Source organism: Streptomyces sp. NPDC088254, from assembly GCF_044740925.1.
Classification (GTDB): Bacteria; Actinomycetota; Actinomycetes; order Streptomycetales; family Streptomycetaceae; genus Streptomyces.
Genome location: NZ_JBIURQ010000014.1, coordinates 148,739 through 159,780 on the forward strand (window position 1 = coordinate 148,739; position 11,042 = coordinate 159,780).

General features: G+C 74.8%; 10 protein-coding genes and 2 tRNA genes. 9 read left to right on the plus strand and 3 right to left on the minus strand.

Going from position 1 to position 11,042, the window contains the following annotated elements:
- The first annotated feature begins 61 nt into the window (after window positions 1–61).
- The 5 genes from ACIOC0_RS34845 (at window position 62) to ACIOC0_RS34865 (ending at window position 4,755) form a co-directional block, all read left to right on the plus strand.
- A complete protein-coding gene (locus tag ACIOC0_RS34845; RefSeq protein WP_402160271.1) occupies window positions 62–1,348 on the plus strand; it encodes an ROK family protein in 1,287 nt (428 codons plus the stop codon).
- A 143-nt stretch (window positions 1,349–1,491) separates the two neighbouring features.
- Window positions 1,492–2,421, plus strand: coding sequence for a hypothetical protein (locus ACIOC0_RS34850; protein ID WP_402159952.1), 930 nt, complete (start codon window positions 1,492–1,494; stop codon window positions 2,419–2,421).
- Between the two features lie 132 nt (window positions 2,422–2,553).
- Window positions 2,554–3,333, plus strand: coding sequence for an HAD-IIA family hydrolase (locus tag ACIOC0_RS34855; protein WP_402159955.1), 780 nt, complete (start codon window positions 2,554–2,556; stop codon window positions 3,331–3,333).
- 133 nt (window positions 3,334–3,466) lie between these two features.
- Complete coding sequence (locus ACIOC0_RS34860; protein ID WP_402159957.1) at window positions 3,467–4,093, plus strand: hypothetical protein; 627 nt, start codon at window positions 3,467–3,469, stop codon at window positions 4,091–4,093.
- A complete protein-coding gene (locus ACIOC0_RS34865; RefSeq protein ID WP_402159960.1) occupies window positions 4,090–4,755 on the plus strand; it encodes a class F sortase in 666 nt (221 codons plus the stop codon). Before ACIOC0_RS34860 ends, ACIOC0_RS34865 begins: the two co-directional genes overlap by 4 nt.
- A 104-nt stretch (window positions 4,756–4,859) precedes the next feature.
- Here the strand turns inward: ACIOC0_RS34865 and ACIOC0_RS34870 are convergent.
- Window positions 4,860–4,933, minus strand: a tRNA-Lys gene (locus tag ACIOC0_RS34870).
- Window positions 4,934–5,113: 180 nt separating this feature from the next.
- Between ACIOC0_RS34870 and ACIOC0_RS34875 the strand changes: the two genes are divergently transcribed.
- The 4 genes from ACIOC0_RS34875 to ACIOC0_RS34890 all read left to right on the plus strand — a co-directional run bounded on the left by ACIOC0_RS34875 (window position 5,114) and on the right by ACIOC0_RS34890 (window position 10,003).
- Window positions 5,114–6,478 carry a peptidoglycan-binding protein gene (locus ACIOC0_RS34875; protein WP_402159963.1) on the plus strand — a complete coding sequence of 455 codons (1,365 nt, stop codon included), beginning with the start codon at window positions 5,114–5,116 and terminating at the stop codon, window positions 6,476–6,478.
- A gap of 124 nt (window positions 6,479–6,602) precedes the next feature.
- Window positions 6,603–7,751: an SPFH domain-containing protein gene (locus ACIOC0_RS34880; RefSeq protein ID WP_402159965.1), complete on the plus strand. Its 1,149-nt coding sequence runs from the start codon at window positions 6,603–6,605 to the stop codon at window positions 7,749–7,751.
- A 103-nt stretch (window positions 7,752–7,854) separates the two neighbouring features.
- Window positions 7,855–8,316, plus strand: coding sequence for a DUF3592 domain-containing protein (locus tag ACIOC0_RS34885; RefSeq protein WP_402159968.1), 462 nt, complete (start codon window positions 7,855–7,857; stop codon window positions 8,314–8,316).
- Window positions 8,317–8,371: 55 nt separating this feature from the next.
- A complete protein-coding gene (locus ACIOC0_RS34890; protein ID WP_402159971.1) occupies window positions 8,372–10,003 on the plus strand; it encodes an AMP-binding protein in 1,632 nt (543 codons plus the stop codon).
- Window positions 10,004–10,109: 106 nt separating this feature from the next.
- Here the strand turns inward: ACIOC0_RS34890 and ACIOC0_RS34895 are convergent.
- Together ACIOC0_RS34895 and ACIOC0_RS34900 are read right to left on the minus strand one after the other, a co-directional pair.
- Window positions 10,110–10,183 (minus strand) — tRNA-Lys (locus ACIOC0_RS34895).
- An 88-nt stretch (window positions 10,184–10,271) separates the two neighbouring features.
- Entirely contained in the window at window positions 10,272–11,030 is a 759-nt protein-coding gene (locus ACIOC0_RS34900) for an IclR family transcriptional regulator C-terminal domain-containing protein (protein ID WP_352249650.1), read from the minus strand.
- Window positions 11,031–11,042: the final 12 nt, after the last annotated feature.

Here is an 11,042-nt window from a genome sequence, read left to right on the forward strand (position 1 = left end):
CCACTTTCGCAACGCTGTTGCCAAAGTGCAAGTGCAGGAGACAATGGGGCGTGTGAACGGGATGGACGAAGAGGTGAGGCACGCGGGGGCGAGCGGCGACGGCCGCGCGCATGGCACTGAACGGGATGCGGTCGGGGCCGGCGAGGGCTTCCGCGCGGTGCCGGGCACCGACGGCGGTGGGATCGGGGGAGGGCCGGGCGGAGCCCCCGCAGCCGGGCGTACGGCCGGCCGTACGGCGGGGCACGGCGTCGTGGGCGCGAACCTGCTCGGCGTCCGCAGCCACAACACCGCGCTCGTGCTCGACCTGCTGCGCTGTGCCGGACCGGACGGCATCAGCCGGCTCGAACTCGCCGAGCGCACCGGGCTCACCCCGCAGGCCGTCAGCAAGATCACCGGGCGGCTGCGGGAGGAGGGGTTCGCCGCCGAGGCGGGCCGCCGGGCTTCCACGGGCGGCAAGCCGCGCACCGTCCTGCGGCTGGTGCCCGAGGCCGGGCACGCGGTCGGCGTCCATCTCGACCGGGACGAGCTGCGGGTGGTCCTCGCCGACCTCGACGGCGGGGTGGTGGGGGAGCGGTGCGTGCCGCTGGACCTGGGGGCAGGGGCGGAGGCCGTCGTGGGGGCGGTGGTCCGGGAGACGGAGGGGGTGGTGGGCGAGGCGCTGGGCGGTCCCGGGGGCCGCGCCGCCGCTCTCCTCGGCGTCGGCGTCGCCCTGCCCGGCCCCCTCGACCACGTCCACGGCGTGCTGCACCGGGTCACCGGTTTCCCCGAGTGGGACGGCTTCCCGCTGCGGGACGCGCTCGCGCGGCGGCTCGGGACGCCGGTCGTCGTCGACAAGGACACCAACGCCGCCGCCCTCGCGCTCGCCGTGGGCGGTGAACGCGGCTCCTTCGCCTACCTCCACCTCGGCACGGGGCTCGGCGCCGGCCTGGTGATCGGCGGGAGCGTGCACCGGGGGGCGCGGACCGGGGCCGGCGAGTTCGGCCACCAGGTCGTCCAGCTGGACGGGCCGCCCTGCCCCTGCGGGAACCGGGGCTGCGTCGAGGCCCTGTGTCTCGCGGCCATCGCCCGGGGGGACGTGGCAGAAGCGGCGCGGGTGCTGGGGGTGGCCGCCGCCAATCTGGTCGGGCTTCTCGACATCGATCTCCTTCTGCTGGGCGGGCGGACGATCGCGGCCGCCCCGGACGCCTTCGTCGAGGGGGTCGCCGGGGTCCTCGCCGTCCACGCCGAGCGCGAGGGGGCCCCGACGGAGCGGGTGCCCGTACGCCTCGCGCCGGGCGGGGCGCGCGGGGTGGCCGAGGGAGCGGCCCAACTGCTCCTCGCGCCGGTGTTCGGACGGGCGGGCGGCTGAGGGGCCGGCGGGAGCCGAGGCCGAGCGCCCCCGAAGGGGCACCCCGAACGGGCCGAGTCGACCCGCCGAACGAGGGGACTTCCTACGGTCGTGCGGTGCGGCGCGGCTCCGCCGCGCCGTCGCTCCGGCTAGGTCATATGTTCATGCGACTGTGTACGCCCGTCTCCCTCCGCCTGGCCGCAGCCGCCGTTCTCGTACCGGTGTCCCTGCCTGCGTCCGTGTCCCTCCCCGAGCCCGCGTACGCCGCGCCGCCGGGTTCGTCCTGCGCCGGGGCGGACGCCGGCGCCTTCCCGCTCACCAGCCGCATCCACGGCGGCCCCGCCTCCTACCGGGCCGGCGGCGGATACGGCGTCTGGTATCTCGACCTCACCAACACCACCGGCCGGACCTGCACCGGCGTCCATCCCGTCGTCGTCCTCGTCGACTCGGCGCGCGCGCTGAAGCCGTCGCAGCCCCAACTGGAGTTCTACGCCGACGGCCGGCCGCGTCCCGTCCGCTTCGAGACCACCGACGAGGACGAACTCGTCGGCGCCCTCATGGACCCGCCCGCCGACCCCGGCGAAGGCGCAGCCACCGACCCCGACGCCGACCCCGCCACCCCTTTCCCCGGCTTCACCGTCGCCCCCGGCAAGCCCCTCACCGTCAAGCTGCGCCTGTCGTTCAGCTCGGACGCCGTGCCCGACACGGTCACCCTGAACGCGGCGGTCGTCCAGCGGCACGGTGACGACGGCGAGTGGATCGGGCAGTCGAACGACTACCGCTTCACCGTCGACGCCGAGCCCCGCCTCCCGGCCCCCGCGACCAGCGCACCCGCCACCACGGCCCCCGAGCGCACCGCCCCCGGCCGCACGCCGACCGGCACCGCCGACACCACGGGCCCCACCGAGCACCCCGCCGGCACCGCCCCCGCCGCCCCCGAGCCGTCCCCCTCACCCAGCGAGACGCCGTCCTTCGCCGACGAGGCCGAGGAACTCGCCCTCACCGGCCTCGCCTCCCCGGCCGGCGTTCTCACCGTCACCGTCTGCCTCATCGCGGCCGGTGCCGCCCTCGTGCAGGCCCGCCGCCGGCGCTGACCCACCGCCTCCGTGGGTACAGGCGGACCGACAGGGTCCGGATCACCCGGCGCTGACTAGGCTGGGGGCGTCGGCACGCCGTGGTTCCGGCGCCCCCGCCCCTGCCCGTACGCACGCCAGGAGACGCACCACATGGCAGACCGCAAGCCCATACAGTCATGGCTCACCGACATGGACGGGGTGCTCATCCACGAGGGCGTCCCGATCCCCGGCGCCGACTCCTTCCTGAAGAAACTGCGCGAGTCGGGCAAGCCGTTCCTCGTGCTGACCAACAACTCGATCTACACCCCGCGCGACCTGCACGCCCGGCTGCGCCGTATGGGCCTGGACGTGCCGATCGAGAACATATGGACGTCGGCGCTGGCCACCGCCCAGTTCCTGGACGACCAGCGGCCCGACGGTTCGGCGTACGTCATCGGCGAGGCCGGCCTGACCACGGCGCTGCACGACATCGGCTACATCCTCACCGACCACGAGCCCGACTACGTCGTCCTCGGCGAGACCCGCACCTACTCCTTCGAGGCGATGACCAAGGCCGTACGGCTGATCAACGACGGCGCCCGCTTCATCTGCACCAACCCGGACGAGACCGGCCCCTCCACCGAGGGCCCGCTGCCCGCCACCGGCGCCGTCGCCGCGCTGATCACCAAGGCGACCGGCAAGAAGCCGTACTTCGCGGGCAAGCCCAACCCGCTGATGATGCGCACCGGGCTCAACGCCATCGGCGCGCACTCCGAGACCAGCGCGATGATCGGCGACCGCATGGACACCGACGTGCTGGCCGGCATGGAGGCCGGGATGCGGACGTTCCTGGTGCTCACCGGGCTGACCCGGCCCGACCAGGTCGACGGCTTCCCGTACCGCCCGTCCCAGGTCGTCGACTCCATCGCGGACCTGGTCGACCGGGTCTGACCCGGGTGGGCGACTCGTCTGAGCCCTCGTCGCCCCACGACACCCCACTCACCCGATCGGCGTACCCGCACCCCCGCTGGAGATGCGGGGACCGGCGCCCGGGAGGAGCCTCCAGGTAGCTGGGAGGTTCACGATGAGTTCACTGAAAGTCGCTCTCTGTGCGGGAGCCGCCGCCCTCACCGCGGCACTCGGTCCGACGGCCCACGCGGCGGACGGGGAGGGCGGAAGAGAAGGCGTCTCGGTGACGCCCTCGACGCCCTCCCTGGGCTCCGAGGTCTCGTTGGAGGTGAGCGGCTGCCGCGGGACGACCGGCACCGCGGTCTCGGCCGCCTTCGTCTCGGCGGCCCGGCTCGTCGGTTCCGACGGCAACGTCCTGGCCGGCGAGACCAGGATCCGCACCTCGCTGCGCACCGGTTCCTACGGTGTGACGATCACCTGCGCCGACTTCCGGCTCGAGAAGAAGATCGTGATCGTCGCAGGGCCGGCCGGCCGCACGGAGAACGGGCAGTCCGAGGACGACGACACCGACGGCGGCGCGTCCGACGAGACGAAGTCCGACGACACCTCCGCCTCCGCCCCCGCTTCCCCCGTCGCCCCCGTCCTCGCGGGCGGCGGCGGCGCGGCTCCGCTCGCGTCCGCCGACGGGGGCCGCGTCCAGAGCCCCGGCGCCGCCCATGCCGTCACCGGCCTGGTCCTGGCGGGCGCTGCCACCGTCGCCGTGGCGCTGCGCACCGTACGGCGGCGCAGCGGAGCGGGATGACGGCGGCCGGCCGGGAGCGCTCCTCCGGGCGTCTGCTCACCGCGCTGGCCTGGGTGGTGCTGTTTCTCGGGCTGTGGCTGTGGGGGCGTGAGGCGACCGGGGTGCGGCCCGGGGCGTCCACCGCCGCCACCGGGGACGTGACCGGTGTGGGCCGCCCGGCCGGCATGCCGCTGCCCCCCGCCGCCGAGCCGTTGCGGGGGGCGCTGCCGCGGCGGGTGGACATCCCGGAGCTCGGGGTGCAGGCCCCCGTGGTCGCCCGCGGCCTGGACGCGCGCGGCGCGATCGACCCGCCGCCCTACGACCAGGCGGGCGTCGTCGGCTGGTACGCGGCCGGCGTGCGGCCCGGCGCCGTCGGCACCGCGCTGATGGTCGGGCACGTCGACACCGAGACCCGGCCGGCCGTGTTCTACAAGCTGAGCACGCTGAAGGCCGGCGGGACGATCCGCGTCGCCCGTGACGACGGCAAGATGGCCGAGTTCACTGTGGACGACGTCGCCGTCGTCCCGCGAGTGGGCTTCGACGCCCACCGGGCCTACGGGGTGCGCGAGCCGGGCCGCGCCGAGCTGCGGCTGATCACCTGCGGTGGCGCCTTCGACCGGGTGAGCCGCAGCTACACGGCCAACGTGATCGTGTCGGCGTACCTCACGGGCACGCGGGCCTGACGAAGCGGCACGGGGCCTGACGCGGCGGCACGGCGCCTCACGCGGCGGAGACCGTCGGAGGCGCAGCGAAAAGCCCCCCGCTTCCGCGAGGGGCTTCCGTGTCGTGCGCCGCCAGGGACTCGAACCCCGGACCCGCTGATTAAGAGTCAGCTGCTCTAACCAACTGAGCTAGCGGCGCCTGCTGACGTCGACAACTCTACAGGACGTACGGCGGTGCTCCCGACCACGTCCGCCCGGGCGCCCACGGGGGCCGCGTACGTCATTCGGACCGTCAGCGGGCGCGGTCGCCGGACAGTTGGGAAAGACTGGCGAAAGTGCACATCGCGGACATTTCCATCTGGAGTGTGAGGGGAAGCGCATGGAGACTCCGGTGTTCGAGGAGATCGATCCCGCGAGCGACTGCGACTGCCCAGGATGCGTCCACCAGCGGCGGCTGACCGCGCGCCCCCGGTCCGCCGGGTTCGCCGGCCGTCCGGCCGCCCAGCGCGCGGTCGTCGTCGCGACCGCCGCCTCGGCGGCGCTCGGCGCGGGGCAGGTCGCCCCCGCACTCGCCGCACCGCACGCGCTCGGCCGGCCGGGCGTCCCTGTGGAGGACGAGCCGCAGACCCCGCAGGGCCACAAGGCGCCGCTGCACGGGCCGGGTGGCAAGCCGGCGCTGCCGGCGGACACCGTGAAGACGCCGGCGACGACCCGGGCGGAGATCATCCGGCGGGCCCAGACCTGGGTCACGGCGCAGGTGCCGTACAGCCTGAGCGCCTTCTGGCCCGACGGGTACCGGCAGGACTGTTCGGGCTATGTGTCGATGGCCTGGGGGCTCACCGGCAACGAGTGGACGGGCAGCCTCCACCAGTTCGCGACGCGGATCACGAAGGCGGAGCTCCAGCCCGGGGACATGCTGCTCTTCCACAACCCCGACAACCCGGAGAACGGCTCGCACGTGATCCTCTTCGGCGGCTGGACGGACAGCACCCGCACCTACTACGTCGCCTACGAGCAGACCCGCCCGCACACCCGCCGGCTGGCGACCCCGTACGCATACTGGTCCAACTCCGACCGCTACGTCCCCTACCGCTACAAGGGCCTCACCGCGGGCACGGCGGCGCAGGAGACGGGCAAGGCCCCGGTGAGCGTGGGCGCGGGCGCGCAGTACGAAGCCTCCGCGCCCGCGTACCCGGGGCACGGCTACTTCAGGCCGGGCGCGAACAACTCGTTCGTGACACTGCTCGGCCAGCTCCTCGTCGAGCGCGGCGCCGACCACTTCTACGCCTCGGGGCCGGGTCCGCGCTGGTCGGAGGCCGACCGCAGGGCCACCCAGGCGTTCCAGCTCGCCCAGGGCTGGAGCGGCGCGAACGCCGACGGGGTGCCCGGCCCGAGCACCTGGCGGCTGCTGGCCACCGGCACGGGCAGGGACATCCCGCTCAGCGCGCCGGGGCCGCCCGCCTCGTCGGCGGCCCATGCCGGGCCCGCGTCCGCCGCCGCACGCGCCCCCGCCTATCCGGGCCGGGGCGTGTTCCGGCCGGGGGCCGCCGGCGCGCATGTCACCCAGCTGGGCCGGCAGCTCGTGAAGAAGGGGTTCGGCCGGTTCTACGCGAAGGGACCTGGCCCGCGCTGGGGCGAGGCGGACCGGCGTGCCGTCGAGGCCTTCCAGCGCGCCCAGGGCTGGCGCGGCGGCGCGGCGGACGGCTACCCAGGGCCGGAGACCTGGCGGAGGCTCTTCTCTTAGGCGGACCCGCGGGGCGGGCTCGTGCGCGGGGCCCGCCGGCGGGGCCCGACGCGGGCTCACAGGCGGAGCCCACAGGCATCCCTTCACTGTCATGACGTATCTGGCGCGGAGGCTGGAGGCACGCATGAGCACGACCGACACGACCACTCCCCAGACGCCCGAGCCCGAGGGGCCCACCCCCCGGCCCGTCCGGCTGATCCACAACGAGGCGACCACCGAGATCCCCGTCCACCTGCTGTTCCGCGACGAGCTCGAGCCGCGGCCGGTGCCCCTCGGGCCCGCCGTCGTCGGCAGCCGGGCCGGCACCGGCGAACAGCCGCGGCTGCGGGGGACGGGGGAGCAGCCGAGGTTCCGCAGGCCGGTGCCGGCGCGGGAGCGGCCCCTCGCGGAGGTCGACCCCGACCTCGTCGAGCGGCCCGCTCGGGTGCTGCCAGGAGCGGCGGGCGTGGCCGCCGGCGCCTGCGGCGCGGTCGGTTGTGTGGCCGCCTCGTGGTGGGCGGGGGTCCTGCCGCCGGTGGTGGTGGAGGCGCTGCGGCTGCCCGGGCACGCGGGGGCCGGACTGGGCCCCGCACAGTGGGCGGCGTACGCGGGGGCGGGTGCCCTCGGCCTCTTCGGGTTCGGCGGGCTGGCCCGCGGGCGGACCGGGCGGGCCTGGACGCTGGGCCTGTTCGGCCGCTACCGGGGGACGGTCCGGCGGACCGGGCTGATGTGGGTGAACCCGCTGCTGCTGCGCCGTCAGGTCGACGTGCGGCTGCGGCACTGGCGCAGCGAGCCGATGCCGGCCGCCGACGGCAACGGGGTGGCGTTGCGGGTGGTGGCGCTCGTGGTGTGGCGGGTGCGGGACACCGCGCGGGCGACGCTGGGCGTGGAGGACCACGAGACGTATCTGCGCGAGTGCGTGGAGGCGGCGATCGCCCGCATCCCGGTGGAGACGCCGGGCTCGGGGCGGGGGTCGGTGGAGGCGGCCGGGGAGGCGCTGACCCGGCGGGTGGCGCGGGACGCGGGCGCGATCGGCCTGGAGGTGTTCTCGGTGCAGCCGGTCAGGGTGGAGTACGCCCCGGAGGTCGCCGCCGCGATGAACCGCCGCCGGATCGCCGCGCTCGACGCCCAGCACCGGGCGACCGTGCTGACCTCGGTCGTCGACTCGGTGGAGGACACCGTGACCCGGCTGACCATGCGAGGGCTGGTGGAGCTCGACGACTACGAGCGCAAGGCGCTGGTGAAGGACCTGACGGTGGCGTTCTGCGCGGGCCGGGGGGAGCAGTCGCCCTGACGGCGGGGGAACCCTGAGCCTCCCTTGAGCTCCCCCGGGCCCGCGCACGGGTACGTTCCCCGCACGCCGGCACGACCGTCCGGCGCACGGAACGGGGGAACTCATGGAAGCCTTCTTCCACGTCGTGCCGTCGCTCATGATCGCGGGCGTGCTCTTCGCCCTGCACCGCGCCCTTCGCCGCACCCGGCAGGTGAACGCGGCCTGGAGCAGCGGCGTCACGGCGGAGGGGCACTGTCTGCGGACCTACACGCGCACCAGCGGCGGTGGCGACAGCCCGGTGCGCACCACGCTGCACCACGTCTACGAGTTCGCCACGCGCGACGGCCGTTCCGTCCGCTTCGACGAGGGCGGCGGTCCGGGCACCACCCTCGAAGGCGACGTCGTCACCGTGTACTACGTGCCGGAGCGGCCCGAGGGGGCGACGGCGCTCACCCCGCGACGCGGCGCGCTGATGGCCGGCGCCGGTTGCATGACGGCCTTCTGTGCCGTGCTCATCGCCTTCTGTGTGGGCTTCATGGCAGTGGCGCACACGATGTTCTCCGTCGGCGGCGACCTGCTGCCCTGACGAACCCGCCTGCCTCTCTCCACATTTGACGGTACGTCAGTTACCTTGCGGCCCCATGGAGTCCATGGGGTGCGCCGGGACCGTCGCCGAACTCGTCGCCGCACGGTGGGGTGACCACCGGCCTGGGCTGTGGTGGGAGGACGGCGTCCTCACCCACCACGAGTTCGCGGCCGGGGCCGCCGCGCGGGCGGCGCTGCTGGACGAGCTGTTGCCGCCCGGCGCGCCACCGCACATCGGGGTGCTGCTCGACAACACCCCCGAGTTTCCGCTCTGGTTGGCGGCCGCGGCCCTCGCCGGGGCGGCCGTCGCCGGGATCAACTCCACCCGGCGCGGCCCGGAGCTCGCCCGGGACATCCTGCACACCGAGTGCCGGCTGCTGATCACCGAGCAGGCCCGGCTCCCCCTCCTGCGGGGGCTGGACCTGCCCGGGGTCCGCCTGCTGATCACCGGCACCCCGGAGTACGAGGAGCTGCTCGCCCCTTGCGCCGGCGCCCGCCCGGACCCCTCCCGGGCCACCCCCGCCGACCGGCTGCTCCTGTGCTTCACCTCCGGTTCGACCGGCGCGCCCAAGGCCGCGCTCTGCAGCCAGGGCCGGCTGGCCGCCGCGGGCCGTTCCCTCGCGGCGCGGTTCGCAGTGACGCCGGACGACGTCCACTACGTGTGCATGCCGATGTTCCACGGCAACGCCGTGATCGCGGACTGGGCGCCCGCGCTGGCGGCCGGGGCGGGCGTGGCGCTGCGGCGCCGGTTCTCGGCGTCGGAGTTCCTGGCGGACGTACGGCGTCACCGGGCGACGTACTTCACCTATGTGGGCCGGGCGATCCAGTACGTGCTGGCCACCGAGCCGGGCCCGCACGACCGGGACCACCGGCTGCGGCTCGGCTTCGGCACCGAGGCGGGTGCGGTGGACGCGGCGGCGTTCGAGCGGCGGTTCGGGGTGCGGCTGGTCGAGGGGTACGGCTCCTCGGAGGGCGGCGCGGCCGTGCAGTGGTCGCCGGGCACGCCGGCGGGCGCGGTCGGGCGGGCGGGGCCCGGCCTCGTCGTCCTCGATCCGCACACGTGCGCAGAGTGTCCGCCGGCCCGGTTCGACGCCGCCGGGCGGCTGCTCAACGGGGAGGAGGCGATCGGTGAGCTGGTGAACCGGGGGCCGAACCCCTTCGAGGGCTACTGGCGCAACCCCGGCGCGGAGGCCGAGCGGCGCAGGGGCGCGGACGGCGCGTACTGGACCGGCGACCTCTTCTGCCGCGATGCGGACGGCTACCTCTACTTCGCCGGCCGCACCGACGACAGGCTGCGCGTCGACGGCGAGAACCTGGCCGCCGCGATGATCGAGAACATCCTCGCGCGCTACGAGGGGGCGCTCGCGGTCGCCGTCTACGCGGTGCCGGACCCGGTGACCGGGGACCAGGTGATGGCGACGCTCGCCGGGGAGTTCGAACCGGAGTCGTTCGCCGCGTTCCTGCGGGACCAGCCCGACCTGGGGACGAAAATGGCGCCCCGGTTCGTGCGGGTGGTGGAGCGGATGCCCGTCACGGCCACCAACAAGATCCAGCGGGCGCGGCTCAGGGCCGAGGGACTGCGGTGCGCGGACCCGGTGTGGTGGCGGCCGTCCGGCGAGGGGGCCTACCGCAGACTCACCCCGGAGGACGCCGAAGGGCCCCTCGTGTTCACGAGGGGGCCCGTCTGAGGGGGGTGGGTGGCGGAGCCCCCACGACGCGCGGCGAAGCCGTGCACACACGAAGATGGCGGCTTGGTTCGCGCTTTTCCGCGAACACAAGCCGCCATCGTCATCGTGCGCCGCCAGGGACTCGAACCCCGGACCCGCTGATTAAGAGTCAGCTGCTCTAACCAACTGAGCTAGCGGCGCATGACTCCCGCCCACCGCGTTCCCGCGGTCGGCGACGAAGAAAATAATACCTGGCCTTGAGGGGTGCTCCGGACCACCGGCCGGGGTCTCACAGGACCAGCGAGAGCAGCACCGGCGTCGCGCCGCGGTTCAGCGTGTCGGCGGCCCGGCGCAGCCGGTGGGCGTGTTCCACGGGCAACGACAGCGCCAGGCAGCCCGCGGTGCCGCCGGCGGTGATCGGCACGGCCGCGCAGACCGTGCCCACGGCGTACTCCTGGAGGTCGAGCACGGGGACGGTGGGCGGCTGGGACTCCAGACGGGAGAGCAGCAGCTTGTCGCTGGTGATGGTGCGCGAGGTCAGCCGGGCCATCTTGTGCCGGGAGAGATGGTCGCGCCGGCCGTTGTGGTCGAGCTGGCCGAGCAGGCTCTTGCCGAGCGCGGTGGCGTGCGCGCAGGAGCGGAAGTCGACGTACTCGTTGACCGCGGGGGTGGCCGGGCCGTCGGCGTACTGCGTGACGGTCACCTCGCCGTCGACGTACCGGCTGACGTAGACGGCGGCGCCGACCCGGTCGCGCAGCTCGTCCAGGACGTGCTGGAGCTTGTCGCGCAGCGCCTGCTCACGCCGGTGCGCGGAGCCCAGGCGGGTCAGGGCGGCGCCGGTGACGTAGGCGCCCTCGGCGAGCTGCTCCACGTACCCCTCGCGGCGCAGCATCCGCAGGAGGGGGGTGAGCCGGCGGCTGCCGAGGCCGGTCCGGCGGGCGAGGTCGGCGTCGGTGACGCCGCTGCTGTGCCGGGCCACTGTCTCCAGGACACGCAGGGCGTCCTGGGCCGAGTGGTACGGCGCGGTCGGCTCGTGCGTCAGCGCCACGGTCTCCCCCTG

Excerpts from the sequence above, each read along its gene's own strand:
- ACIOC0_RS34845 (WP_402160271.1), top strand. The coding sequence starts at position 62 with ATGGACGAAGAGGTGAGGCACGCGGGGGCGAGCGGCGACGGCCGCGCG.
- ACIOC0_RS34850 (WP_402159952.1), top strand. The coding sequence starts at position 1,492 with ATGCGACTGTGTACGCCCGTCTCCCTCCGCCTGGCCGCAGCCGCCGTT.
- ACIOC0_RS34855 (WP_402159955.1), top strand. The coding sequence starts at position 2,554 with ATGGCAGACCGCAAGCCCATACAGTCATGGCTCACCGACATGGACGGG.
- ACIOC0_RS34860 (WP_402159957.1), top strand. The coding sequence starts at position 3,467 with ATGAGTTCACTGAAAGTCGCTCTCTGTGCGGGAGCCGCCGCCCTCACC.
- ACIOC0_RS34865 (WP_402159960.1), top strand. The coding sequence starts at position 4,090 with ATGACGGCGGCCGGCCGGGAGCGCTCCTCCGGGCGTCTGCTCACCGCG.
- ACIOC0_RS34875 (WP_402159963.1), top strand. The coding sequence starts at position 5,114 with ATGGAGACTCCGGTGTTCGAGGAGATCGATCCCGCGAGCGACTGCGAC.
- ACIOC0_RS34880 (WP_402159965.1), top strand. The coding sequence starts at position 6,603 with ATGAGCACGACCGACACGACCACTCCCCAGACGCCCGAGCCCGAGGGG.
- ACIOC0_RS34885 (WP_402159968.1), top strand. The coding sequence starts at position 7,855 with ATGGAAGCCTTCTTCCACGTCGTGCCGTCGCTCATGATCGCGGGCGTG.
- ACIOC0_RS34890 (WP_402159971.1), top strand. The coding sequence starts at position 8,372 with ATGGAGTCCATGGGGTGCGCCGGGACCGTCGCCGAACTCGTCGCCGCA.